This is a genomic window from Pseudidiomarina xizangensis, assembly GCF_052541995.1.
Genome location: NZ_JBOBQA010000001.1, coordinates 477,186 through 502,469, shown reverse-complemented (window position 1 = coordinate 502,469; position 25,284 = coordinate 477,186). Strand labels below are relative to the sequence as shown.

Genomic DNA, 25,284 nt, shown 5'->3' with positions numbered 1-25,284 from the left:
AAGCTAACTTGCGCGAATTAATCGCGCAAGTTTTTTGCTACAGCATATACGGCACTTAGTACATCTGCACCTAATTGCGCGCTGCGATTGGCGGACCAACCAAAATCTTCATCAGGCAGGTTCGCATTGTCTTTGAATGGCATTTCCAACGTGAAAGCTAAACACTTGAAACGCTCTGCTACAGCATTACTTGCAACCGTAAGGTTCGCTTCACCCGGTGCATCGACATCGTAACCATGGGCAACCTGAAACTCCGGGGTAATGGCTAATAAGGTGTCTTTAAAACGTTGGGCAAGCTTCGCATGACTGTCTTTGTAGCATGGTACACCCTCACAACCCGCGAGGAAGTTGTAAGGTAAGTTTTCATCACCGTGAATGTCTAAGTACAAGTCGACACCGCTTTCCTGCATCGCTTGTAATACATAATAAACTTCAGGGCTTCGCTGCAATGAAGGTTCATGCCACTCGCGATTAAGGTTGGTACCGACGGCATTAGTACGTAAATGCCCGCGCACACTGCCATCAGGATTCATATTAGGCACAACGTAGAATACGGTATCTTGTAACAGTTTACGTGCAGCACCATCTTCATCGTCAAGTAAACGACCTAACAGGCCTTCAATAAACCATTCGGCCATACTCTCGCCTGGATGTTGCCGTGCGGTGATCCACACTTTACGCTTGTTGTCAGCAGGTTCACCGATAACCAGCAAGTTCATATCGCGGCCATCGAGTGTTGGACCAAGCCAGACGTGCTCGACCAAGCTCGACTGTTGCGCTGATTGGACTAAATCTTGATGGCGCTCATACGAATAGGGTGTGAAGTAAGCAAAATAGACACTTTCTTGCTCTAGAGTATGCCGAATAGTAAGTGTTTTTCCATCAAAGCTAGTCGGAACACGGAACCAGGTTTCCCGATCATACGAAGCAACAGCTGAATAGTCCTTCCATCCGTCAGGATAAGCAGATTCCCCAGCATTAGTAATCTGCATGACGTGCTCAGCACCGAGTTCACCGTAGAGTTTAAAGTGGAACCATTGATAAAAGTCCGATTGATGATCCTTGCGGATTTTGAGTTCAATAGCATTTTCATTGGTTGCATCGATAACCTCAATATTACCGCTATCGAATTGGGCAGTGATAAACATTCGCTTATTTCCTGTAGTTATGTCGTTAGTTCAAAACAAAAGCGCCGTCAGGCGCTTTCGTAGAGAAAAAACGTTTTACAATGGCAAATTCATGAGTTGTTGGCCTGCCATTTGTTCGGCAACTCGAACCACCTGGCAACTGTAACCGAATTCGTTATCGTACCAAACATAAAGCACTGCTCGGTCTTCGTCTACAATTGTCGCGTGCGAATCAACCACGCCAGCATAACGCGAACCCACGAGGTCACTGGATACCATTTCTATGGAGGCGGTGAAATCAATTTGTGCTTGCAACTCTGAATGCAAGGCTTGCTCGCGCAAAAATGCGTTGAGTTCGTCTTTGCTGGTTACTTTATGCAAATTAAGATTCATAATCGCCATTGAAACATTCGGTGTCGGTACGCGAATCGCATTACCGGTCAACTTACCGGCAAGCTCAGGCAGTGCTTTCGCTACTGCTTTTGCTGCGCCAGTAGACGTCAGAACCATATTTAATGGTGCAGATCGACCACGGCGTTCAGCTGAATGGTAATTATCGATAAGATTTTGGTCGTTGGTGTACGAGTGCACTGTTTCAACATGACCGTTACGAATGCCGTAGTTATCGTTAATCACCTTTAACACTGGCGTGATTGCATTAGTGGTGCAGCTTGCAGCACTAACAATTAAGTCTTCTGGCTTAATATCAGTATGATTAACACCGTAAACAATATTTTTAATTGCGCCTTTGGATGGCGCAGTTAACAAGACTTTTTTTACACCTTTAGATTTCAGGTGCAAACCTAAGCCCTCTTCATCTTTCCAGATACCTGTATTGTCGATGACGATAGCGTCGTCAATACCATATTGCGTGTAATCAACTTGGTCCGGACCACTTGAGTAAATAACTTTAATGCTCGTTCCGTTGGCACGAATCGCCGAGTTTTCGTGATCGACCGTGATTGAACCATTAAATGGACCATGAACCGAGTCACGACGCAATAAACTTGCGCGCTTCTCAAGATCGCCATCACGTCCGCCACGGACAACGATCGCACGTAAACGCATCTTATTATTACTGCCGTTACGTTCAATCAGCAGACGCGCCAATAAGCGGCCAATACGACCAAAACCATAAAGCACCACGTCTTGCGCAGGAATTTCGTCCACCTTATCAACGATATCAACCAATTCACGATGCAGGTATTCTTCAATAGAAGCACCCTTACCCGCATCTTTGTGTAGATAGTTAAAGGCTAATTTACCTAAATCGACACGCGCTGGTGCTAATTTCATTTTGCTAAGTGCTTCAATGAAAGGAAAACTCTCACGTAAACGCAGTTTGATGCCTTCATGGCGGCGAATAAGACGGTGAGCCTTAATAATGTTGATCGTGTCGACATTCAACAAAGACCGGCCATAGACTAAAATTTCGACGCCGTAGTTGCGGTACAGACGGCCAATAAACGGCTGCATCAGCTCGGCGTATTCTTGGCGTTCTTGCCAGCTTTGAAGGGTCATATCCTGCTGCTGATCAGTCATGCGATTACCTTTACGTTACATTGGAAAGAAGATAAACAAAAAGTGCGCGCTATTGTACTTAAAACACCAGTTAAGTGCCAGAAACTCTGTATCCTCAGTACCAGCGTGGTATAATCGGCGCCATAATTATTGTCTTGATATCGCACTTAAAGGCTTGCCCACCGAGGAGTTTAACATGTTACGCCGTACCAAAATTGTGACGACACTAGGTCCCGCTACTGATGACCCTACAACGCTTGAAGCATTAATCAAAGCTGGCGCCAACGTTGTCCGCTTAAACTTTTCTCACGGTAAGCCAGAAGATCATCAAGAACGCGCAACCATGGTACGTTCTATATGCGAACGACTCGGTACGCACGTTGCCATTTTGGGAGATTTGCAAGGACCCAAGATTCGCATCGCGAAATTCGTTCATGATGTTGTCACCCTCGACGAGGGAGATACTTTCGTGCTTGATGCTGAGCTTGCAACCAACGAGGGAACAGGTCAGAGCGTTGGTATCGACTATAAAGAACTGCCAGACGATGTTAATCCCGGCGATATCTTGTTGCTGGATGACGGCCGTGTTCGGTTGCAGGTTGAAAGCGTCGAAGGTGCGAAAGTTTACACGGTTGTTACTATCGGCGGCAAACTCTCTAATAACAAAGGTATCAACCGTCTTGGTGGGGGCCTCTCGGCAGCGGCATTAACTGAAAAAGATTACGAAGACATAAAATTGGCTGCCCAAATTGGAGTCGATTACCTAGCCGTTTCTTTTCCGCGTTCAGGCGAGGATATGCATGAAGCGCGGCGGCTCTTTCGTGCCGCGAATGGCACCGGCATGCTGTGCGCCAAAATAGAACGGGCAGAAGCGGTGGCAACGGATGCTGCACTCGACGACATTATTCGCGCGTCCGAAGCGGTTATGGTTGCGCGCGGAGATCTCGGCGTAGAAATTGGTGACGCGCAATTAGTGGGTAAACAAAAACGTATCATTGAACGTGCTCGCCAGCTCAACAAAGTTGTCATCACCGCGACGCAAATGATGGAATCGATGATTGAAAACCCTATGCCAACTCGTGCGGAAGTCATGGATGTCGCCAACGCGGTCCTCGATGGCACCGATGCAGTTATGTTGTCGGCAGAGACCGCAGCTGGCAAGTTTCCCGTAGCTACCGTAAAGGCGATGGCGGAAATCTGTTTAGGGGCAGAAACACATCCTTCGGCGCGATTAGATAATAATGAGTTAGAGGAAACCTTTACCAATATTCAAGAGGCCACCGCAATCACATCTATGTATGCGGCGACTCATCTAAAGGGTGTTAAAGCTATTGTCGCTTTAACCGAGTCGGGTTCAACGGCCAAATTAATGTCACGCATTCACACCATACTGCCCATTTTCTCGCTGTCGCGGCATCAAGAGAGCCGTAACCGGTGCGCCTTGTATCGTGGCGTCTACCCGGTGGCTTTCGATTCAACCAAGAGCAAAACCGAAAATTTAGTTTACGATGCTATAGCTGAAATCAAAGCGCGCGGTCATTTGGCCACTGGAGACCTGGTGGTATTGACTCACGGTGATGTTATGGAAACCGTTGGCTCAACCAATACCTGTAAAATTATTGAGGTTAAGTAGCGAAGTTTTTTATCAGACTATCGATAGTTGTTCGGTAGTCTGCCAATTTGTTACGTAAGTGACGTTTCTGACTATAAGAAAGCGTGTGATAAAGATCCAACATTAGCTGTTGAGTTAACACGCGGTTAGCTTCGGTTGCGGCAATCAGAGCCTCATTACGCAGGCTCTCTGGAGCTGTGATTAACAAGCTCATGCGTTCTGCATAATCACTGGCTTCAGGTTGCCGCAGCGTTGCCGCAAAAACCTCGAGCCAGGTTTCCTGGTAAGCCAACCTTTGCTGATCGTTACTTGTCCGCTGATCAAGCCATCGCCGAATCAACGTACGCTGTTCGGCTTGTAACGGGCCTAACCATTCTTTCGCTCGCTCAAAAGCTCTATCCAGGCGCTCCCGGCGTTGCTCGCGAGGTTCAAGATCCGCTTCTTCTTCGCGTTCTTCTTCAAGTCGTTGACGTAAATTTTCAATCATCTGCTCGCGTTGCTCAACGGAAAGTTGCGGCAGATAAGTTAACGAGTAAGGTTCGAGTTGATTACGGATGGTTTGCCAGAAAACAAAGAGTTGCTCGCTGTAGTGAATAATGTCGTCAGTCGTGAGTTTATCGTCATCGAGGGTGGTAATTAATTCATCGAGTACGGTTCGATATTGCGGTAACTGGGTGCGCGCATGCCAAAGATGGATTTCATCGATACTACGATCAACATTGTCTTCAAGTGGACCGGACAGACTGACATACTTAGCCAGCTGCCATTCAATAAAAGTATCGGCAAAACGGTAACCAAATTGAGTTGAGCAACCGCTGACGATGAGCAGCAGGGAAATCATACAAACGCGACCAAATAACACTTTCAGCATGGGGTCTTGCAGGCTCCCTTTTTTCGGATGGGTCAAGTCGTTAAAATTAGCCGTTTAATGCGTTCTTTATAACTACGACTCACTTTCAACTCTTTACCGTTTTTCAAAACGATATGGTATTCGCCATTCTGGCGGCTACAGAGTTTTTCTATTTGTTCTAAATTTACGATGGCTGAACGGTGAATGCGTTGAAAACGATTTGGGTTTAATTCATCTTCCAGCTCTTTCATGGTACGCCGTAAAATATGCGTCTCGTTGGCTGCATGAATACACATATAATCACCCGCAGCATCGACCCATTCAATGGAATTAATCGCTACGCGAGTAATTTCACCGCTCTCTTTAATTGCAATGTGTTCCGGGTAGCGAACATGGCCTACATCTTCGTTATCCGCGAGCTTTCGCAGTATCGCTTCACAATCTTCACCGGTCGCATCAGCCAGTAAATTAAGCATACGTTGTTGTTGCTGATCGCGTTCACGCTGAGCAAGATTTTTTTCAACACGAGTTAAGGTTTGCAGCAAACGGTCATGATCAACAGGCTTAAGAAGGTAATCAATAGCACGCACTTCAAACGCTTTGATGGCGTACTGATCATAGGCTGTGACAAATACCACGATCGGTAATTCAGCCCCTCGCGCTTTTGCTTCGCGCAGTAATTCAAAGCCATTCATGCCCGGCATTTGGATATCAAGAAAAACTAGATCAGGTTTTAATTCGATAATTTTTTCCAGAGCCTGGCGCGCGTTCTGGCATTCATCAAGCAATTCTACTTGCGAAAACTGCTGTAACCGTACTGTAAGACCACGGCGTGCAAGCGATTCATCATCAACAATAAGTGTACGAATTTTGCTAGTCATTAAGCGTCAACCTGTTCGAAAGGAATGCGGATTTCCACGCGCATGCCACTGGGCTCGTTAGCTGATAATGTAAATGAGTAACGCTTGCCATACAAGGCTTGCAATCGATCTCGTGTATTTGCCAGACCAACCCCGCCGCGATTAACCAAATCGTCGGCAGGCTGTTTTATGCCTGGTCCGTTGTCGGCAATTACCACCACCAGATCATCAGCGTTGTGTTCGGCATGGACGATGACCTCACCACCCTCTTCCATTTTCGCAATGGCATATTTGATTGAATTTTCGATCAAAGGCTGTAGAAAAAGACTTGGAACCAGCGCATTTTTGACCGTTTCGTCTACTTCAATAGTGATCTTAAGACGTTCGTCGAAGCGTACTTTCTCGATGTCCAGGTACAACATTAACGCTTCGATCTCCCGCGCTAACGGAATTTTTTTGATCGGTTCATTATCCAGCGAGAAACGCAGAAACGAACTCAACTTCGTCATCATTCTATTCGCCAGTTCATTTTCTTTTATCAAAATTAAGGTGGAGATCGCGTTTAAAGTATTAAATAAAAAGTGCGGGTTCAGCTGGTAACGTAACATTTTCAATTGCGCCTGATGCGCCATTGAGGTTGCCATGAGTGCTTTTTGTTTCTCGTCCTGAAGCATTTGGTAATACTTAACACCAAAGTAAAGACCGCTCCAACTCAACATGATGTAAAACTTGGCAGTGGTATTTTTAAAGTAGAACCAATTACTCTCGGGGCGGAAACCAAATTTGTAGATTTCCCAGTACGTTGCATTGTCAATGACCGCCCAAATACTCGCACTGATGTAAGCTGAACCCAACACAATTAGCACTAACAGCCAGGGTTTGCTGTCCCATATTTGGCGGTACAAATAACGCAAAGGCACCGTTAACAGGAAGCCCGCATAGGCCCCAAGTAAAATGATAAGTGCGTAGATATCGCGCATTTCATGCATTAAGGATCCGATATAATGCACCAGCGCATAACCGCTCCATCCGGCTGCTTGCAGCACCCAGAAGAAACGGTTTCGATCGTCTAATAAAACTTTCCAGCGTCCCATTATCATTGTGGTCATCGTTTTTTGGTCGTGTACCTGCTACCGATTATACCTAGAGTTTCCTGCGCTGTCGGTTCATTTATCGCAGACAACCCACTGTATAGCGTGTCTTTGTCGTGCTAACCTTTTTCTCATTCGAGCTAAAATTCCAGAGGTTACCGTGTTGCACTACGAAGTTACTCCCCTTGATCCCAACGGCCACCAGTTTGCCGTAGCCATTCGGGTGACGCCAAAACAACATGAGGCACTCGAGCTAAAGTTACCCGCCTGGATACCCGGCAGTTATATGATTCGTGACTTTGCCAGAAACATTCTTGATTTGCGTGCCGAGGCCGATGGCCAGGCGCTAGCGCTTACCGCAGTCGATAAACAAACCTGGCGGCTAGCGCCAACCGATGCCACCGTGCTCATTCAATATCAGGTTTATGCGTTTGATTTATCAGTGCGTAGCGCGTATCTAGACCAATTATTTGGTTTTTTCAACAATTCAAGTTTGTGTCTTGCGGTCAAGGGACATACCAAAGAATCCGTCAAGCTTTCTGTTGTATTGCCGCAGCAATTTGCCCATTGGCAGGTTGCGACAGGGATGCCACGTAATAGCGGCGATGCTTTTGCAGCCGGTACTTTTTACGCAGCTGACTACGAAGCGTTGATTGACTACCCGTTTCTGCTGGGTGAGCTGGATATTCACGAATTCATTGCTGGCGGTAAGAAACATGCATTTGTCACGGCCGGTAGAAATTTCGCAGATTACGATCGTATTTGTAGCGATCTTGCACGTATTTGCGAGCATCAGATTAATTTATTCGATAAGCAGGTGCCGTTCGATAATTATCTGTTTTTAACCATGGTTGTGGGTAAAGGGTTTGGTGGGTTAGAACATCGCAACTCAACCGCCTTGGTGTGTAGCCGCCGAGACCTGGTCAGTAAAGGTATTCGCCCTGCCATCGATAGCGATTACCGGACGTTCCTGAGCCTTTGTAGTCACGAGTATTTTCATAGTTGGAATATAAAGACCCTGAAACCTAAAGATTTTATCCCTTATCAATTGGACGCTGAGCAATACACCCGTCAGCTGTGGTTCTATGAGGGTATCACCTCTTACTACGATGATTATGTTTTACACCAGGCCGGTTTGATTGATGCCAACACCTACTTGAGTCTCATTGGTGATACTCTTGCCCGAGTCCATCGCGGGACCGGGGTTGATCGCCATACTGTCAGTGATTCCAGCCTGCAGGCCTGGAACCGTTTCTACAAACAAGATGAAAACGCCCCTAACGCGATTGTCAGCTACTATGCCAAAGGCGCGCTGATCGCCCTATGTATTGATTTGATGATTCGTCTGGAAAGTGATGGTCGGATCACGCTTGGGCAAGTCATGGCAAAGTTTTGGCAAACGTATGGCGCAAACCAGCACGGCACCACTGACACCAGTTTTGCTGAGTTTTTGGTGAGTCATTACCAATTGCACTTGGGCGCGTTTATCGAACGTGCAGTAGCAACTACTGAGCCGTTACCTATTGTTGAACTGCTGGAACAATTTGGTATCGACGTTCAACGTCGCGCGGCACAAGACGATACTGGTTTTGGGGGGAAACCAGCGGCTCAACCACTTCCAGTCGCCTTGGGTGCCAAATTCAAGGCATCTGGTGCTGGTTTAGAGTTACAAGTGGTATTTGCTGATGAAGCAGCGCAGGAAGCAGGTTTAAGTGCGCAAGATCGAATTATTGCGATTGATAACCTACAGGTTACCGATGCCAATATGCGTGAAGTATTTGAGCGCTATCAACCCGATGATGTGGTCACCGTGCATGCATTTCGACGCGATGAACTGCTCACTTTGGGACTATGTTGGCACGCGCCAAAAGCCAATAACTACATACTCACTGTGGCTGACCGCAAGCGCGCGCAGGGCTGGTTGGCCCTGGCAACTTAAAAGTGTTCGAGCACTAAGGCCGGATCAAGCCGCACATTGCGCCAATTCACGCGCCAATCCAGATGTGGTCCGGTCGCTCGTCCAGTAGCGCCAATAGCACCGATAACCGCGCCCTGCTCAAGCTCATCGCCCACTTCAACGTCAACCCGACTCAAATGGATATAAGTGGTGGTTACCCCATGGCCATGCTCAACAATGATAGTACCGCCGGAGTAAAATAAATCGTCCGCGGCAAATACCACTTGGCCCGGCCAAACCACTTTAACTGGTGTGCCCGTCGGCGCAGCCACATCGAGACCGAAATGAGGATTACGCGGCTCGCCATTAAAGATCCGTTGGCTACCATAAACACCACTGATGCGACCTTGGGCAGGTTCAATAACGGGGGTTAGGAAATCATGGCGTTGACTAAAAATTTGGCGCGCCTGCCACACTGCTGCAGCTTCTTTTCTCGCCCGTGCAACCTGCTTTGGATCTGGAGTTACGGTGCGTTGTGGCACCCCTTCGACGCGATCAATTTTATACTCTCGCGGAATTAAATTTAGCTGCCGGGTTAATTGTTCACCATTCGCTTGGGTAAGGGTTAATTGTTGTGTTCCGGTGGCGTCGCGGTCAAAACCAAAGACCACGATTCCCTCTGCGGAAACGGTAAGCTGCTCACCATTTAAGCTAACCGAGTTCGCTGGGTCTGTTTTACCAACCACCAGTGCGCCTGATGTCATGGCTCCGGTTAATTTAATAACGGGTTGCTCAACAGCTTCGTCAGCATAGCTTGAGCCAGTCAGCCCCAGCAACACTATGATCGGCACGATCAACAGCACCACATTACGCATAACCAATTGCCCCTTTTCCTACACCCTCATAAGCCTTAACTGTAACGTCAGCAGCATCGGTGAGTTCAGTACGAATGGTATGCGCCAAATAATCGGCAATACATTCCACTGTTGAGTCATTCTCTATAATGTAGTTTTCTGCTTTTGGCACGATCAATTCAAATCGTCCCTGGTCGGCTACATAACCATAGCCTACGTGGGTCTGCTCACTACATTTAAGCGCTTCAACTGACCTATGTAGCTCAACCACTGGGCACACGTCTTCTGCGGATCCAAGGTAGATGTCGCGCCAACGTTGGGCCCAATCACTTTCAATAGTATGGGCGCGGATACCATCGAGTTCTATCTGTAACCGCGAACGGTGTCCATGGGCAATACGTTGACAATTACCGTCATGTTTTTTCAAACCATGGGTGTAGTGATAATAGGCTCCATCAATCGCTTCGGCCCGCAATGTAACCTCGAGCCCTGCGACATTGCCCGGTAACTCGCGCTTAATAACGGCGCGCAGATAGGTATTGATTGAGTCCATAGTTACGCGGTTGGCATCAATAAATGCAAAGGCATCAGCTGGGCAGAATAAATGAATAGAACGATTCTCGGCACGCAAAAAATCCACCCAATAGCAGCTGTCATCAGCATCATGGGTAACCAGGCTATAAGGATGATTCGCCGGCACCGCCAGTTTGTGATCAACCGCATCGTCAATAATGCGCTTAATCTGTTTTTTCACACGGCCAAAATCTAACACCATGGACTGTTCGTTCAAGCTGCCATCCAGCACAATATCAACGATCCAACTTTCACCCACGATGCCCCGCTCGGGGCATAAATAAGAAAAATCAATGACCGTCAGATCGTTTACAAATAACTGCATATAAATCTCTGTTGAAAACTGGTTTTTATCGTTGTCAATGATAGCATCATCAGTCCTTTACGAGAACTTGAATTACCGCAAACCAGTCGACGATGAGCTTGATAGACAGGAGTAACAAAAAGGCTCCCATGATCCGATCAAGCCAATGACCATAGTGCCAAATGCGTTGATAGAATGCGGGAACTGTCAGTAAGGTGGCAAGAATCACAAACCAGAGTCCTGTAGCGACCGCCATGTAGAGTCCATAGCCTACTTTCAGCAAGGTCGGCGTACTGGGACTGATGACTGCGGTAAATAACGCCATAAAAAATAGCGTTGCTTTAACATTTAGGCCGTTGGTAATAAATCCGATCCGAAATGCCTTACGTCTGGAAATATCACCGGCCGCTGCTGCGGCGGCCGGCTGGTCGTTACGAGGTTTGGCGCGAATCGCTTGCCAGCCGAGCCAACCAAGATACAGCGCACCCAGTAAAAGTAAGGTGGCGTACACCCATTGGTAACGATGGATGATTAAGGTAACGCCCAATAGTGAATAACTAACATGAAGCAAAATGCCAACACCGATGCCAGCTGCAACCCAACGACCGATACGTCGACCGTAGGCTAGGCTAAAGCGGGCGGTGACCGCAAAATCCGGCCCCGGTGAAGCAACCGCTAAAAAGTGCAAGATAGCTATTTCGATAAATTCACGTAAATACATTGCTCAGAGACTCTATAAAGTTTAAATTTATGCAATACAAATTTACTTAACCGCAAATTCATTTAATGCGAAAAGGTTGCTGCTGTGAGCTTAAAAGACTATTCCTTGAATGCCCTGCGAGTTTTTGCCGTTGCTGCTAATGCACCATCATTTAAGCATGCAGCACAACAACTCGAATTATCACAATCTGCTATTACACGCCACATTCAAACCTTAGAACATCAGCTCGGAACACCGCTATTTCATCGCGATAACCGGGTGCATGCTTTAACTCCCGCCGGAGAATTGCTTGCCCCTACATTGCTGAGCCTGTTCCAGCAGTTGGAACAAGCCGTGCAACAAGCTCGCAGCTGCGGTGATGACGAGCTTACCACATTGCGAATACTGGTCCCCGATACCTTCTTACGCTGGTGGCTGGCGTCAAGACTTGCCGACTTTTCAGCTGTTTATCCACATATTCGGGTGCAAGTTGATACGTATGCCGAAGATGAACAAGATATTCAACAGTCAAAAATGAGCCAAGCTTTGCAGCATGGGCGTATCGATCTCGCGGTGCTCAGCGGCAAGCTTAAAGATCGAAGCTTGCAGCAGCAATTGCTCTATCAACCACATTTTTGTCCGATTACCTCACCGATCACAGCGAGCTCGCCGGCAACAGTCTGGTACGCTAATCCTGCGAGTACTGTATGGCAGGCTTTTTGTAAGCAGCACAAACAGGTGAGCCAGGCTTACCCTGTGCAAAGTGTGCCTAAATCCAGTATTGGTCTTGATTTACTTACCAGCTTACCTGGTTACAGCCTGATCAATACCCTTTACGCGCAACATCCGCAATTTAATCAATGGACATTGCAACCCGAGACATCGATTACGGCTAAATCCGGCGTTTATATTTGCTTGAAGGCGCGCGAGCGGCATCCGGTGGCGGTCATCGCTTTTAGCAAATGGTTAGCCAACCGAGTGCAGCAAAGTATGGCATCACTTAGCCAGCCGTCGAGCGTTTAGCCAAGCTAGTACTAAAATGGCACTGAACATCAGCATAATTGCCGTTGGCGACCACCCGGTATCAATCAGTACGCCCATTAAAAACGGGGCTAGTGCAGTAGCAAATACCATCATCGCATGAACTAAAGCGCGTACGGTCGCCAAATAATTAGTGCCATAGAGTTCTGCCCAAAGGGTTCCTGACAATGCGGAATTAATACCGGCACTGACACCAGCTAACCCCAGAAATACCCACCACGACCAAACGCCAAAGTTGGCTGCCAGCAGTACAGTGCCAAAAGTCACGGGTAAGATATTTAACCCAATAAATTGCCGGGAACCCAAGCGGTCGATCCAGTCACCAGCAACGACCGAAACCGCCACTCTGCACAGCGAAAAAATCATGATCCCACTCGCCGTTGCCGCAACGGGCCAACTTTGTTGGTTCGCCAACCAAAGCTGATTTAACAACAAGGCAGTCACCACGAACGGCAAACCTAATAACGCTGGCAGTACAACCCAAAATTTCCCCTGCCGTAACAGGTCACGTTGTCTTATCGCAGCCTGAACGTCGCCCTCAACAGAGGTTGGCGCAACTGGTGCAGCAACTGGCTGCGGCTTATAGGATTGCAGCCACAGCATTAATGGCAAACCACAAACTAGAAAAGTGGCAAATAGCCACCAAGTCATTTGCCAGCCTGAGGCTGCAACTAAAGCTACAATGAGCACTGGTAACAACAGTTCACCTAGCGGAAATCCCATTCCCGCGAAGGCCACCGCTTTGCCACGTTGTTCAATGAAATAACGGCCCATACTGGTCATCGCAATATGGCCCATGAAGCCCTGCCCGAACAGGCGCAGACCAGCGAGTCCAACAAACAACGCCGCTAAATGTACTGACCAGGTAACTATCAATGCAGATAGCGCAATGCCGATAAAGGTAAACGTGGTAAAGTAAGCCAGACTAACCTTATCAAGTTGCTTACCAATTCGCATAAGCAACAGCCCACCGATAAACGTAGCTGCTGCGTAAATGGCGCCGTATTCACCATGGCTTAGTGAGTGAGCCGTTCGAAAGGCATCAGTGAATAAACCCAATAAAAAGGTTTGTCCAAAACTGGAAAAGAACGTTGCCAGAAAGCCAAAGGCTAAAAACTGCGGATGTTGCCGCAACAACTTAAAATACTGCCTGAACATCGTGGTTTTGCTTACCTCGGCGCTTGTGGTGGATAACGTTCAGCAAGACTCACACTATCGCCGGTATGGGTGACCACGCGCGCATGCCGACGATTTAATTGGCGCGGATCAGAGACTCCGCAAGAGTGAGCGATGATATTTACCCCGTACTCAAGATATTTGTGATAATTAGCAACCCGCACTGACTTGCCTTCAGGATCTAAACCTTTTTGTAATTTTTTATCATGGGTGGTAACGCCCGTAGGGCAGGTGTTTTTGTTGCATTGCATGGCTTGAATACAACCCAGAGAGAACATGAATCCTCGTGCGGAAACGATAAAGTCGGCACCTATGGCCAGAGCCCAGGCGACGTCTGCCGGCGAGATCATTTTTCCTGAGGCAATCACACGAATACGGTCCTTCAGGTCAGCAGCAATGAGTTTGTCGATCAGAATAGGTAAGCTCTCAGATAGCTTTAACCCGACATAGTCCATTAATGGTTGCGGTGCTGAGCCGGTACCACCATCGGCGCTATCTAAAGTTATAAAGTCGGGAGCTGCTTCGCTTCCGCGGCGCTGAATGGTATGAATCAATTCATCAATCCAACTCGGGTCCCCCATTACAAACTTTATACCGGTTGGCTTACCGGTGATTTTCCGAATGCGTACCACCATATCGAGGAGGTCATCGTCAGTTTTTATTTCCGGATGACGATTTGGACTAATGGAGTCTTCACCTTGCGGAATACCACGAATTTCCGCAATCTCTTGATTGACTTTTATCCCCGGCAAAATGCCGCCTTTACCGGGTTTTGCGCCCTGACTTAGCTTCAGTTCAAACATTTTTATTAATTTATGTTCACCCAGTTCCTTCAAACGCATTTCATTTAATGAACCATCTTTATTGCGGACTCCGTACTTGGCCGTACCAATCTGAAAAACGACATCGCACTCGCCCTCTAAATGATAAGGACTAAGACCGCCTTCCCCAGTATTAAGCCAGCATCCGGCAAGTTTGGCACCTTTAGATAGCGCACGCACTGCCACCGGCGACAAGGCGCCGTAGCTCATACCAGAAATATGAAAGTACGACACAGGCTCATAGGGATGATCACAGAAAGGCCCAATTTGAACAGGTTCAGGATGAGTTTTTTCTTCGGTTTGGCGCGGGTAAGGTGCGTTAGCGAAAATGATGGTACCGCTTTTAGTCAGATCGCGGGTGGAGCCAAAAGCCAAAGTCCGATCGGCATTTTTAGCAGCCCGATATACCCAGCTGCGCTGCGCACGATTAAATGGCATCTCTTCGCGGTCCATGGCAAAAAAGTACTGCCGAAAGAATTCACCAAGCTCCTCAAAAATGTAGCGAAACCTACCAATCACCGGAAAGTTATGGCGAATCGTATGTTTGGTTTGATTTTTATCGACAATATACATCACCACTACGGAAATAATGCCGCAAATTATAAGCAACACAAATAAGCCTAGCAGCCACTGTGCAACGATTAACAGCGTGCTTCCATTCATCCATGCATTATCGGTCATGTAATCACCTCAGAATCTGTTTAGCTGTTCCTAATGTACAGGGCTGCGGGCTTTGCAACAAGTCTAACCATCGGTCATCTCCGGCTGCTTTAAGGCGCTGGATACCTCTGCAAAAGTCGTTGCTTTGGGCTATAACCACACGGCTTCACCGGTGCGTACTGAAGGATTAAAACTTCAATGAATTATGAGGCTGGGTATAGTTAAGTTCAGAAGGGGACGCTAAATAAAGTGGTGCCCGGGGCCGGACTTGAACCGGCACGCTGTTGCCAGCGAGGGATTTTAAATCCCTTGTGTCTACCAATTTCACCACCCGGGCATACTTGGGTATTACCTGCGGACTTCGATGGAGGCGGGTCCCGGAGTCGAACCGAGGTTCACGGATTTGCAATCCGCTGCATAGCCACTCTGCCAACCCGCCATCGAATTTGGAGCGGGAAACGAGATTCGAACTCGCGACCCCAACCTTGGCAAGGTTGTGCTCTACCACTGAGCTATTCCCGCATCCAGTGCCGACGCATTCTACTGTCTATTTCGGCAAGGTCAACGATTTTTTGCCTTAAACCCGTTTGTTTGCTTATTTTTAATCCACTTGGCTTAAATCTGACCAGGCCGCGCGCAAATACTCCCACATTGACCACAAGGTCAGTACGAACGCTATGTACAGCAGCAAAGTTGCGGTAACCACAACCAAGGTATTGGCTTCCCAGATAAGACCACCGATAGCGACCATTTGTGCAATTGTTTTGATCTTGCCTAAGTTGGAAACTTTGACGTGTTCCTGTCGCCCTATTTTCGCCATCCATTCCCGCAAGGCCGAAACCACCAGCTCACGGCTAACAATGGCAAGCGCTGGAATACTGATCCACCAGGTGGCGTAGGTTTCGACCACGATAATCAGTGACGCCGCAACCATGACCTTATCGGCCACAGGGTCGAGAAATTCACCGAACTTAGTGAATTGATTAAACTTACGAGCAATATAACCATCCAGCGCATCAGTAATTGCAGCCAGAGCAAAGACAAACGCTGCCCAGAAGTTTGCATCACTGCCGGGTAGATAATAAATACCTAAAAAGACCGGAATTAACAGTATTCGGAAGCTGGTCAGCAGATTCGGAACATTCCACATGGAGTTAGTCAGTCCTTTATTCGTCACGAAATGCGTGGTAGATGGTTTCAGCGAGTTCACGACTAAGGCCGGGCACTGCTGCTAGTTGGTCAATACTAGCCTGTTTTACCTGCTGTAATCCACCTAGATTTTGCAGCAATTTTTGCCGCCGCTTAGCGCCAATGCCAGGAATGTCTTCTAAACGCGAGGTTCGTCTCACCTTGGCCCGACGCTGGCGATGTCCGGTTATCGCAAACCGATGGGATTCATCGCGTATATGCTGCACCAAATGCAATGCTGGCGCATCGGCCGACAAAGGTATGGTGGCATGGTTGCCGGCTAAAATAAGCGTTTCCAGCCCAGGCTTACGCGATTCGCCTTTGGCTACGCCGATTAACAAGGGTGCTGCTTTGGTTGCTTCGCTCGACCAATCAGCAAAATAGTTTTCGGCTTGACTTAACTGCCCTTTACCACCGTCAATAAACAGGATATCTGGCATCGGAGCGGCATCAATTTTAGCATTTTTAACTGGATCAAAACGGCGCTGTAAAGCTTGAGCCATGGCGGCGTAATCATCACCTGGCGTAATACCTTTTATATTGTAGCGCCGGTAGTCACTTTTCTTCGGTCCTTGCTGGTCGAATACCACGCACGACGCCACTGTTTCCTGACCCATGGTATGGCTGATATCGAAACATTCCATCCGCGTTATCGGTCGGCCGAAATCAAGCACCTGTTCCAGTGCCTGAGTGCGCATCATCATGGTGCTGGCCTGATGTGACTTACTTTCCAGCGCATTCAGTGCATTTTTTTGCGCTAACACCTGATACTGCCGGCGCTCGCCGCGAACATTGTGAGTCATGCGTATTTGTTGTGCCAAAGCCTGCTCCAGTGTCGCTAATTCTTGGTTCGGATCCAACACATTTACGCCATTTTGTTCAGGCAGAATGATTTCCTTAGGGAGTTGGCGCTCGACTTGATCGTTCAGGTAAAACTGTAACAGAAACGCTACCAGAACTTCACTGTCATCGGTATTTGCCGGCACTTTCGGAAAATAACTACGACTGCCCTGCACCGAACCATCGCGAACAAACAGTAGGTGTACAGCAGCAATTCCACCCTGGCGTGCATAACCAATTACATCCAGCTCTTGCTGGTTACCGGTAATCGCATTGCGTTCTTGTATTTGCCGTAAGCCACCAATTTGATCGCGATAACCTGCCGCCCGTTCAAACTCCAAACCAGCGCTGGCGGATTCCATTTTTATTACCAGACGCTCAATCACCTCTTGGTTCTTGCCTTGTAAAAACGAGGTCGCCAACTCCACCTGTTCATTGTACTCATCGTCCGTACAGTAACCTTCAACACAAGGCGCCAGACAGCGTTTGAGTTGATACTGCAAACAAGGCCGGCTGCGGGCGCGGTAATAGGTGTCATCACACTGGCGTACCGGAAACAGTTTCTGTAATAAGCGCAGGCTGTTGCGCACGGCAACACCATTTGGAAATGGCCCAAAGTAACGGCCTTTCTCCCGCCGCGTACCACGATGAAACGCCAACCGCGGATGCTGATGATCGCTGACGAGAATATAGGGATACGATTTATCATCGCGTAACAGCACGTTGTACCGCGGGCGATGTTTCTTAATAAAATTATTCTCAAGAATAAGCGCTTCCGCTTCGGTATTGGTAACCGTAACGTCAATATCGACGATCTGCTTAACTAAGGTTTGCGTTTTGGGACTATCGACCTGGGCACGGAAGTAACTGCCCACGCGTTTGCGCAGGTCTTTGGCTTTGCCCACATAAATGATGTCGCCTGACTCATCGTACATACGATAAACACCCGGTTGATGGGTCAGGCTACGCAAAAATTGCTCTGCGTTAAATGGCTCCTTCGATTTCTTCATTTAAAACAATGGTTACCTTTGGTTCAATTTCGACGAGACCCGTCTGTATTGCTAAATGGGTTAATGCGACGTCTCCGGATAATTGCAGTTTATCAAAAATTCGGTAACGAAAGGTATTTACTGTTTTGCTACTAATATTCAGCAGCCGGGCGATTTCGGCAACACGTTTGCCCTGTCCGATCATTTGCGCGACCTGAATTTCACGTTTGCTTAAACAGGTCAGCAGCACCGTTTGCTTCTGCCGCGCGGGATTCTTCGCCAAATACTCAGCCACACTCGCCGCTACGTACATACGACCACGACTTAAGGTGGTACAGGCTTGCTTGAATTCATCAAGGGTCGCAGAGGCTAACAGAAATCCGTCGACCCGTTCTACGTTGCATTGAAAATCAAGCACATCCTGAAAGCGTGCAGCCCATAACAACAGTTGAATATCAGTGTAACGACGCTGCAAGCGGCGCCAGATTTCGATGGTACCGTCACCACATAAACTACTACCAAGAATGACGGTTGCGTAAGGTGATGCCTGTATCGCCTCACGCAGCTGGTGTTGATTGAAAACTATCGCAACAACATTAAACTGCGACTCCATAGACGCCAGGACGGTTGTCATGCCCTGGCTGATCAGTTCCGAAGGGACTGCCACAATGAACTGGGTCATGTGAGTTTCCTTATCCCAAAGTTCCGAGAAATTTCGGTATTCGCACTAAACCCATTTTAGTGCGATTTAAGGTATGCCCTGTCACCGTTGTATGCGCAACAATAAATACCCTATTTTTATTAAAATACTTAGCTAATTACATGTTAAAGGTCAAAATAGCTTGACTTATAATCATATGATTTGACTGATAATTGTTATCGATAACCCTAACCAAATACGGTCACCGTCTGCCGGCTAATTGCGACCAACTGCCCTTCGTCGTCCCAGATATGCGCATGGGTGTGACCGTACCCATCGGCGGCGTAATCTATGGTAGCTACATAGTGCCACCAGGCATGCGAGGACTTTGCTGGGATCTCGCCCGGAAATTCAATGGTCCAGGTTAACGAGCTGGCAGGGGTAGGTTTGGTTACGTGCGTGAGCAAAGCTGGTGGCCAGGCATCAACAAGGCCCAGCAACTTTCCAATAGTTACTGGCGTATCGAGTTCACGAAAGCGCATGTAACCGCCAAATTCGCGACTTTTACTGCCGCAAAAAGGTAACCCTCCGATGGTTACCCGATAATCGAATGCACGGGTAAACTCTGGGAATGCAACCCCCTCAGGAAAACTCTGCCCTTCAGTCATCGGTCGCTTACTTGGATTTGGCGTATCGGTAACTTGAATAGCCGAAGATCGTGCGCGCCCATAACTAAGTAATGCGGTTAATACGATCTCATTTTGTTGGACGATATCAACGGCGACTTGAGTAACATTCTTACCTTGACGTAGAACGCGCCGTTGTAATTCTGCTGAGCCATCTAATACCGGAGCCACAAAAGACACGGTCATGGCACGTAACTGTTGATCCGGTGCAGCTCCTGCGGCAGCATGGCGCCAAGCAAGCGCTGCAGTCAAACCACCAAACAACGCACGCCCCTGGCCCCAACCCGCAGGCAGCTGTATTTGTTGTTTGGGGGCGTCGGTAATTTGGCCAAGAATAGCGTCAAAATTTTGCATACTGAACTCAACTAGTTTTAGTTTTTTGCAGTATAAACAGGTAGGACCAGATGTGAAAGAGGCAATAAAAAAGCCCGCTAAAAAGGCAGCGGGCTTTCCTGGAATTTGGCGGAGAGAGAGGGATTCGAACCCCCGGTGAGTGTGAACCCACGCCTGATTTCAAGTCAGGTGCATTAAACCGAGCTCTGCCATCTCTCCGTAGTCACAAGGCTGTGTGCCTCAAGACGAAGCGAATGATAAAGAGCCAAAACGCGCTTGTAAAGCAAAAAATTGAATCTTCCGGCCCGTTTGCTGTCATTTTATACAATTAACAACAAAAATCCCTTGAAAGGATTGCCTTACACCCCCACTTTTAAGATACACTGAACACAGTTATTTATCATCGGAGAATGCAATGAACAACCAAGTTCACGTTTCGACCACACAACGTGGTGAATCTGCTTTACAAACCAATAAAGTTTTACGAAACACCTACATGTTGCTGGGCTTAACGCTGGCTTTTAGTGCCTTTACCGCGTTTTTGTCAGCCAGTATGAATTTACCTCATCCGGGCTTTATCATTACGCTGGTGGGTTTCTATGGTTTGTTATTCCTTATCCATAAAAATGCCAACGGCGCCATGGGACTGGTTTTAACATTCGCACTGACCGGCTTCATGGGGTACACCCTCGGCCCTATTTTGGGCATGGTCAACGCTATTGGCCCGCAAGGCGCAGAAATCATTATGACCGCGCTTGGCGGCACGGCATTGATTTTCTTTTCGCTGTCGGCTTATGTACTGACCACTAAGAAAGATATGTCGTTTTTGGGTGGCATGATGGTTGCCGGATTCTTCGTCATCATTGCGCTGTTCATCGCCAATATCTTCCTTAATATGCCAATTCTTGGTTTGGCCTTGTCAGGACTCTTTATCCTGTTCTCAGCCGGTGCCATTTTAATGCAGACCAGTTCAATTATTCATGGTGGTGAACGCAACTATGTGCTCGCAACCGTGACTCTGTACGTTTCAATCTACAACATCTTTGTCAGCTTACTGCACATTTTGATGGCATTTGGTGGCGACGACTAATAGCTCGTGACTGATCTTGTCATCTCGGTACATGCGGCACCTATAACCGCCGCAGCGACCATCTCAACCCGCAGCCTGTTAGCGTTAAAATACGCTCAGGCTGCGCTTGCGTTAGGTCATACGCTAAAGCATGTGTTTTTCTATCAGGACGGCGTGTTGCACGCTAAGTTGAATCAAGATCAACAGCTGACCCCTGTCGCTGCTGAGTGGGTGCTCTTAAGCCAAAAGCACGGTTTTCCGCTGGTAGCCTGTTCGACGGTCATCGAAAATGATTACCAACTTACTCCTGCGCAGTTGCACGCAGCTTATCAGTTGGGCGGGCTTACTGAATTCAGCATGGCTGCTGCACAAGCTGAACGTGTGGTGCAATTCTGATGACGGTGTTTATTGTGCAAAGTCAAAAACCTGATGCAGTAGCCACTTGGCACGGGCAGGACATGCTGCTGGCACTAGCGACCTTAGAGCTGAATCCGCAATTGGTGTTGCTCGGCGAAGCTCTTAGCCATCTACTTTCTGGCCATGATGCGCAACGCCAGCAACGATCATTGCAAAAGCGTTATGCGCTGATGGATCTTTACGACTGCCCGCCGCCGTTGGTGGCTACTGAAGAGTTAGCACAGCAGCAACTCAGTACCACTGACTTTGTCTGTGACGTACAGGCAGTGAGTTATAGCGAATTAAGTCAGTTACTTGCGACAAGCACCAAAGTGCTAAGGTTTTAGCTTATGTTCGAAGTTCCAGAGGTAACAGAACAATGCGTTTACTATGTTCGCCGCTGGCCTTTGGCAGATCACGATCGCGCGTTATTGCAACAATCAGCTTTGCAGCAGCAGGTGATTCTGATCCTCACCGAAAATGCGCTAACGCACCTGTGGCAGACGCCCGACGACTTATTGCAATTCCCCTACACCTGTTATGCCATTCAAACCGAAATTCAGGCATTACGCGCTACTGAAGATGATTTAACCGAACTACCCTTCCCAGCATTCGTTATGCAGTTAAATGATGCAAGCTGGGTAGAGCTGACGTTACAATCGCAACTGGTAACCCACTTTGCTTAACCTTATTAAACTAAAGTGACCTTACGCTATGTTTGAATTCAACGGTCAACAGTACGCCACAGATAAACACGACTACCTTGCCAACTTCAGTGATTGGAGTCCTGAGCTTGGGCAATATATCGCTGAGCTGGAGGGGATTGAGCTCTCTGAGGCGCATTGGGAAGTGGTTTACTTTGTCCGTCAGTTTTATCAGGAATTCGACACCAGTCCGGCCATGCGGGTGCTGGTAAAAGCGATAGGCCAGCGATTAGGTGCAGAAAAAGCGAACAGCCGTTACCTGTATCGATTATTTCCAAAAGGCCCAGCGAAGCAGGCAACCCGGATTGCCGGGCTGCCTAAACCAGCGAAGTGTATTTAAACATTGATCTCTGTTTTACCGCCCATATAGGGCTGCAATACGGTTGGGATCTTCACCGAACCGTCCGCTTGTTGATAGTTTTCTAATACCGCTACCAAGGCTCTGCCAACCGCAAGGCCTGAACCGTTCAGAGTATGCATCAACTCAGGTTTCTTCGCACCTTTGCGGCGGAAGCGCGCTTGCATACGTCGTGCCTGAAAATCGCCCATGTTCGAACATGAACTGATCTCCCGATAGGTTTGTTGGCTCGGCAACCAAACTTCAAGATCATAGGTTTTACAGGCGCCAAAACCCATATCGCCAGTACAGAGTAAAACCTTACGATACGGCAACTCCAGGTGTTGTAAAACACGTTCAGCGTTGCTGGTAAGGGTTTCCAAGGTCGCCATAGAATCTTCGGGCTTGACCAACCACACCAGCTCAACTTTATCGAATTGATGCTGCCGGATCAGGCCGCGGGTATCGCGACCATGCGAGCCAGCTTCACTGCGAAAACAAGGTGTGTGTGCTGCATATTGCAGCGGCAACTGAGCTTCATCAGCAATTTCATCACGCCACAGGTTAGTCAATGGAACTTCTGCGGTCGGTATTAGTGACATAGGAACCTGGTTTTCGGTGGCGCCTTGCACATGGAACAGGTCCTCGCCAAACTTCGGTAACTGGCCAGTGCCAAACAGCGTATCGTGATTTACCAGGTACGGCACATAAGCTTCGGTATAGCCGTGCTCGTTCACATGTAAATTTAACATAAATTGCGCCAGGGCACGGTGCAGCTGTGCAATTGCCCCCTGCAGTACCACAAAACGGGCTCCGGCGAGCTTGGCACCACGTTCGAAATCCATTCCCTGCGCTAACTCATGCGCAACGTCCACGTGATCTTTTGGCTCGAAGTCGAATTCTGGTAATTCACCCCAACGACTAACTTCCTCATTATCATCCTCATCCTTACCAAGTGGTACGGAGCTATCAGGCAGATTTGGTACGCCGGAAATAATCTGGTGTAACTCAGTTTGGATCTCATTTAAAGCAGCTTTAGCCTGATCAAGCTGGTTACCTAGGTCATCCACTGCCGCAAGTAGCGGCTGAATATCTTCACCTTGCGCCTTAGCTTTACCAATCGCTTTGGACCTTGTATTACGCTCCGCTTGTAAATTCTCAGTACGGACTTGCAGATCTTTGCGACGTTGCTCAAGTTGCTCAAGCTGAGCACAATCCAACGAAAAGTCGCGGGTTTCGGCGAGGCGTGCTGCGGTTTCTGTCAGTTCACTACGAAATAACTTGGCGTCTAACATGCTAATTCCAAATCGATAAAAAATAAGTTTTAAGCCCCAGTGCAACAAACACTGCGGCAATACAACAAACAAAGTTCAAACTGGCATAGGCCAACGCTTTTAATGTTTCCCCAGCCTGCAGCATTAACACGACATCAAGAGAAAATGCCGAGAAGGTGGTAAACGCGCCGAGCACCCCAACACCTAGAAACAACCATGTGGTTGAAGTCACCGCACCTTGCTGCTGTCCAAGGAACAAAATAGCCAGTAAAAAAGAGCCTACTATGTTAACGATAAGTGTGCCGAAAGGGAATGATCTACCGAACAAAGCCAGACTACTGACAGTTACCCCATAGCGAGCCAGAGCGCCTAGTGCGCCACCCAATGCAATATAAAGCCAATTAGTTAGTATCATTGTCGCGTTGCCAGTCACTAGAAGTATCGTTTTGCTGCAGCCACTCGAGTTTTGCGCGTAGCTGCTTCTCTAAGCCCCTGTCGCTAGGCTGGTATAGCTCCGGCTGTCCAACCACACTAGGTAAGTAGCGTTCACCTGGCACAATCGCCTGAGGGAAGTCATGGGCGTAACGGTAGTCCGCGCCGAAGCCTTCTTGTTTATGAACTTTGGTTGGTGCATTTCGTAAATGATTCGGAACCGGTGCATCGGGAAAATCGGCCGCGAGTTTCTTAGCGGCACCGAACGCCCGATACAATGCATTACTTTTTGGCGCTAAGGCACAATAAACCAGCGCTTGTGCGATGGCGCGCTCACCTTCAGCGGGGCCAACCCGATGAAAGGTGTCCCAGGCATTCAGGGCTAGTTGCAACGCGCGAGGATCAGCCGTACCAATATCTTCTGAGGCAATCGCTAGCAATCGCCGAGCCACAATCAATGGATCGCCACCCCCTTGCAATATACGCGCATACCAATATAGAGCGCCGTCTGCTGATGAACCGCGCACAGACTTATGCAGCGCAGAAAGCAGATCATAATAAATATCACCTTGCTTATCGAAGCCTGCTTGGCGTCCGCCAATAGCTTCGACCAGCAAGGTTCGCTCAATGGTAGTGCCATCATTGACCGAATCGGAACAGATCTCTAAGTAATTCAACAGCCGCCGCGCATCACCGCCGGCAACATCCAGTAAATAATCTTTGGCTTCTGCAGTGAGTTGCAGTTGGCGCTTGCCAAGACCGCGATCTTGATCGGCTAAGGCTTGCTCAAGCAGGCCGGCAAGCTCTCCCGTGGCAAGTGATTTCAGTCGATAAACGCGTGCCCGTGACAATAGCGCGCCGTTTAATTCAAAGGCTGGGTTTTCGGTTGTCGCGCCGACAAAAATAATGGTGCCGTCTTCGATATGCGGTAAAAAGGCGTCTTGCTGACTTTTATTAAAACGGTGAACTTCATCGACGAAAAGTAATGTCCGCACGCCCTGCTGCTGGTTTTCTTTCGCTTTGACAATGGCCTGACGAATTTCTTTGACGCCCGAGGTAACCGCGCTAATGCGTTCCAGCGAGGCTGCGCCGGTTTGTGCAATGATCTCGGCAAGCGTGGTTTTACCGGTACCCGGGGGACCCCACAGCACCATTGAATGCAACTGACCTTGTTGAATTGCATCACGCAGGGGCTTTCCTGCCCCCAGCAAGTGGCTTTGTCCGGCATAGTCGTCGAGTTTAAGAGGCCGCATGCGTGCCGCCAACGGGCGAAAGTCTGCGGCAAAATCAAAACTTTGGTTACTCACCT

25 protein-coding genes and 4 tRNA genes are annotated in these 25,284 nt (G+C 48.2%); 8 read left to right on the top strand and 21 right to left on the bottom strand.

The window, feature by feature from the left end:
* Positions 1 to 17 precede the first annotated feature (17 nt).
* Both ACQ5ES_RS02355 and ACQ5ES_RS02350 read right to left on the bottom strand, forming a co-directional pair.
* Positions 18 to 1,148 (bottom strand): M14 family metallopeptidase, encoded by a 1,131-nt coding sequence (locus ACQ5ES_RS02355; RefSeq protein WP_445014353.1) that lies wholly within the window; start codon positions 1,146 to 1,148, stop codon positions 18 to 20.
* Positions 1,149 to 1,223: 75 nt separating this feature from the next.
* On the bottom strand, positions 1,224 to 2,669 hold the full coding sequence (locus ACQ5ES_RS02350) for a glyceraldehyde-3-phosphate dehydrogenase (RefSeq protein ID WP_445014352.1): 1,446 nt from the start codon (positions 2,667 to 2,669) through the stop codon (positions 1,224 to 1,226).
* Positions 2,670 to 2,844: 175 nt separating this feature from the next.
* Here ACQ5ES_RS02350 and pyk point away from each other — a divergent pair, with 175 nt between their 5' ends.
* Entirely contained in the window at positions 2,845 to 4,281 is a 1,437-nt protein-coding gene (pyk, locus tag ACQ5ES_RS02345) for a pyruvate kinase (RefSeq protein ID WP_445014351.1), read from the top strand.
* Here pyk and ACQ5ES_RS02340 read toward each other — a convergent pair.
* The 3 genes from ACQ5ES_RS02340 to ACQ5ES_RS02330 are packed head-to-tail and all read right to left on the bottom strand — an operon-like array spanning position 4,274 to position 7,079.
* The gene (locus ACQ5ES_RS02340; RefSeq protein WP_445014350.1) at positions 4,274 to 5,131 is read right to left on the bottom strand and encodes a DUF6279 family lipoprotein; all 858 of its coding nucleotides are present in this window, start codon (positions 5,129 to 5,131) and stop codon (positions 4,274 to 4,276) included. The genes pyk and ACQ5ES_RS02340 overlap by 8 nt on opposite strands.
* 32 nt (positions 5,132 to 5,163) lie before the next feature.
* The gene (locus ACQ5ES_RS02335; protein ID WP_445014349.1) at positions 5,164 to 5,991 is read right to left on the bottom strand and encodes a LytR/AlgR family response regulator transcription factor; all 828 of its coding nucleotides are present in this window, start codon (positions 5,989 to 5,991) and stop codon (positions 5,164 to 5,166) included.
* Positions 5,991 to 7,079 (bottom strand): sensor histidine kinase, encoded by a 1,089-nt coding sequence (locus tag ACQ5ES_RS02330; protein WP_445014348.1) that lies wholly within the window; start codon positions 7,077 to 7,079, stop codon positions 5,991 to 5,993. The genes ACQ5ES_RS02335 and ACQ5ES_RS02330 overlap by 1 nt, the downstream gene beginning before the upstream one ends.
* 142 nt (positions 7,080 to 7,221) lie before the next feature.
* Here ACQ5ES_RS02330 and ACQ5ES_RS02325 point away from each other — a divergent pair, with 142 nt between their 5' ends.
* Positions 7,222 to 9,000 carry a M61 family metallopeptidase gene (locus ACQ5ES_RS02325; protein WP_445014347.1) on the top strand — a complete coding sequence of 593 codons (1,779 nt, stop codon included), beginning with the start codon at positions 7,222 to 7,224 and terminating at the stop codon, positions 8,998 to 9,000.
* Here the strand turns inward: ACQ5ES_RS02325 and ACQ5ES_RS02320 are convergent.
* From ACQ5ES_RS02320 to ACQ5ES_RS02310, 3 genes are read right to left on the bottom strand one after another with little or no spacing between them, the layout of a single operon-like run.
* Positions 8,997 to 9,833: a M23 family metallopeptidase gene (locus tag ACQ5ES_RS02320; protein ID WP_445014346.1), complete on the bottom strand. Its 837-nt coding sequence runs from the start codon at positions 9,831 to 9,833 to the stop codon at positions 8,997 to 8,999. The two genes, ACQ5ES_RS02325 and ACQ5ES_RS02320, sit on opposite strands and share 4 nt — an antisense overlap.
* On the bottom strand, positions 9,826 to 10,710 hold the full coding sequence (locus ACQ5ES_RS02315) for a 6-carboxytetrahydropterin synthase (protein ID WP_445014345.1): 885 nt from the start codon (positions 10,708 to 10,710) through the stop codon (positions 9,826 to 9,828). The genes ACQ5ES_RS02320 and ACQ5ES_RS02315 overlap by 8 nt, the downstream gene beginning before the upstream one ends.
* Before the next feature lie 49 nt (positions 10,711 to 10,759).
* Entirely contained in the window at positions 10,760 to 11,410 is a 651-nt protein-coding gene (locus ACQ5ES_RS02310; protein WP_445014344.1) for a LysE family translocator, read from the bottom strand.
* An 84-nt stretch (positions 11,411 to 11,494) separates the two neighbouring features.
* Here ACQ5ES_RS02310 and ACQ5ES_RS02305 point away from each other — a divergent pair, with 84 nt between their 5' ends.
* Positions 11,495 to 12,412, top strand: a complete 918-nt coding sequence (locus ACQ5ES_RS02305; protein ID WP_445014343.1) for a LysR family transcriptional regulator — start codon at positions 11,495 to 11,497, stop codon at positions 12,410 to 12,412.
* Here ACQ5ES_RS02305 and ACQ5ES_RS02300 read toward each other — a convergent pair.
* The 10 genes from ACQ5ES_RS02300 to ACQ5ES_RS02255 form a co-directional block, all read right to left on the bottom strand.
* Positions 12,386 to 13,588: an MFS transporter gene (locus ACQ5ES_RS02300; protein ID WP_445014342.1), complete on the bottom strand. Its 1,203-nt coding sequence runs from the start codon at positions 13,586 to 13,588 to the stop codon at positions 12,386 to 12,388. The two genes, ACQ5ES_RS02305 and ACQ5ES_RS02300, sit on opposite strands and share 27 nt — an antisense overlap.
* A gap of 11 nt (positions 13,589 to 13,599) precedes the next feature.
* Complete coding sequence (locus ACQ5ES_RS02295) at positions 13,600 to 15,090, bottom strand: FMN-binding glutamate synthase family protein (protein WP_445015362.1); 1,491 nt, start codon at positions 15,088 to 15,090, stop codon at positions 13,600 to 13,602.
* 247 nt (positions 15,091 to 15,337) lie between these two features.
* Positions 15,338 to 15,424: transfer RNA gene (locus ACQ5ES_RS02290), tRNA-Leu, on the bottom strand.
* 28 nt (positions 15,425 to 15,452) lie between these two features.
* A tRNA-Cys gene (locus ACQ5ES_RS02285) sits at positions 15,453 to 15,526 on the bottom strand.
* A gap of 8 nt (positions 15,527 to 15,534) precedes the next feature.
* Positions 15,535 to 15,609 (bottom strand) — tRNA-Gly (locus tag ACQ5ES_RS02280).
* A gap of 79 nt (positions 15,610 to 15,688) precedes the next feature.
* Positions 15,689 to 16,237 carry a CDP-diacylglycerol--glycerol-3-phosphate 3-phosphatidyltransferase gene (gene pgsA, locus ACQ5ES_RS02275; RefSeq protein ID WP_445014341.1) on the bottom strand — a complete coding sequence of 183 codons (549 nt, stop codon included), beginning with the start codon at positions 16,235 to 16,237 and terminating at the stop codon, positions 15,689 to 15,691.
* 16 nt (positions 16,238 to 16,253) lie between these two features.
* Positions 16,254 to 18,125, bottom strand: a complete 1,872-nt coding sequence (gene uvrC / locus ACQ5ES_RS02270) for an excinuclease ABC subunit UvrC (protein WP_445014340.1) — start codon at positions 18,123 to 18,125, stop codon at positions 16,254 to 16,256.
* Positions 18,100 to 18,786, bottom strand: coding sequence for a LuxR C-terminal-related transcriptional regulator (locus ACQ5ES_RS02265; protein WP_445014339.1), 687 nt, complete (start codon positions 18,784 to 18,786; stop codon positions 18,100 to 18,102). Before ACQ5ES_RS02265 ends, uvrC begins: the two co-directional genes overlap by 26 nt.
* A gap of 206 nt (positions 18,787 to 18,992) precedes the next feature.
* On the bottom strand, positions 18,993 to 19,784 hold the full coding sequence (locus ACQ5ES_RS02260; protein WP_445014338.1) for a thioesterase family protein: 792 nt from the start codon (positions 19,782 to 19,784) through the stop codon (positions 18,993 to 18,995).
* Between the two features lie 106 nt (positions 19,785 to 19,890).
* Positions 19,891 to 19,982 (bottom strand) — tRNA-Ser (locus ACQ5ES_RS02255).
* 196 nt (positions 19,983 to 20,178) lie between these two features.
* Between ACQ5ES_RS02255 and ACQ5ES_RS02250 the strand changes: the two genes are divergently transcribed.
* From ACQ5ES_RS02250 to ACQ5ES_RS02230, 5 genes are read left to right on the top strand one after another with little or no spacing between them, the layout of a single operon-like run.
* Positions 20,179 to 20,853: a Bax inhibitor-1/YccA family protein gene (locus ACQ5ES_RS02250; protein ID WP_445014337.1), complete on the top strand. Its 675-nt coding sequence runs from the start codon at positions 20,179 to 20,181 to the stop codon at positions 20,851 to 20,853.
* Between the two features lie 6 nt (positions 20,854 to 20,859).
* Positions 20,860 to 21,228 carry a DsrE family protein gene (locus ACQ5ES_RS02245; protein ID WP_445014336.1) on the top strand — a complete coding sequence of 123 codons (369 nt, stop codon included), beginning with the start codon at positions 20,860 to 20,862 and terminating at the stop codon, positions 21,226 to 21,228.
* Positions 21,228 to 21,575, top strand: a complete 348-nt coding sequence (locus ACQ5ES_RS02240) for a DsrE family protein (protein ID WP_445014335.1) — start codon at positions 21,228 to 21,230, stop codon at positions 21,573 to 21,575. The genes ACQ5ES_RS02245 and ACQ5ES_RS02240 overlap by 1 nt, the downstream gene beginning before the upstream one ends.
* Positions 21,576 to 21,578: 3 nt before the next feature.
* Positions 21,579 to 21,914 (top strand): hypothetical protein, encoded by a 336-nt coding sequence (locus tag ACQ5ES_RS02235; protein WP_445014334.1) that lies wholly within the window; start codon positions 21,579 to 21,581, stop codon positions 21,912 to 21,914.
* A gap of 28 nt (positions 21,915 to 21,942) precedes the next feature.
* Positions 21,943 to 22,272 carry a TusE/DsrC/DsvC family sulfur relay protein gene (locus tag ACQ5ES_RS02230; protein WP_445014333.1) on the top strand — a complete coding sequence of 110 codons (330 nt, stop codon included), beginning with the start codon at positions 21,943 to 21,945 and terminating at the stop codon, positions 22,270 to 22,272.
* On the opposite strand, the gene serS is transcribed toward ACQ5ES_RS02230, so the two are convergent.
* The 3 genes from serS to ACQ5ES_RS02215 are packed head-to-tail and all read right to left on the bottom strand — an operon-like array spanning position 22,269 to position 25,282.
* Complete coding sequence (gene serS, locus ACQ5ES_RS02225) at positions 22,269 to 23,564, bottom strand: serine--tRNA ligase (protein WP_445014332.1); 1,296 nt, start codon at positions 23,562 to 23,564, stop codon at positions 22,269 to 22,271. The genes ACQ5ES_RS02230 and serS overlap by 4 nt on opposite strands.
* A 1-nt stretch (position 23,565) precedes the next feature.
* Positions 23,566 to 23,958 (bottom strand): fluoride efflux transporter CrcB, encoded by a 393-nt coding sequence (gene crcB / locus ACQ5ES_RS02220; protein ID WP_445014331.1) that lies wholly within the window; start codon positions 23,956 to 23,958, stop codon positions 23,566 to 23,568.
* Positions 23,945 to 25,282, bottom strand: coding sequence for a replication-associated recombination protein A (locus tag ACQ5ES_RS02215; RefSeq protein ID WP_445014330.1), 1,338 nt, complete (start codon positions 25,280 to 25,282; stop codon positions 23,945 to 23,947). Before ACQ5ES_RS02215 ends, crcB begins: the two co-directional genes overlap by 14 nt.
* Positions 25,283 to 25,284: the final 2 nt, after the last annotated feature.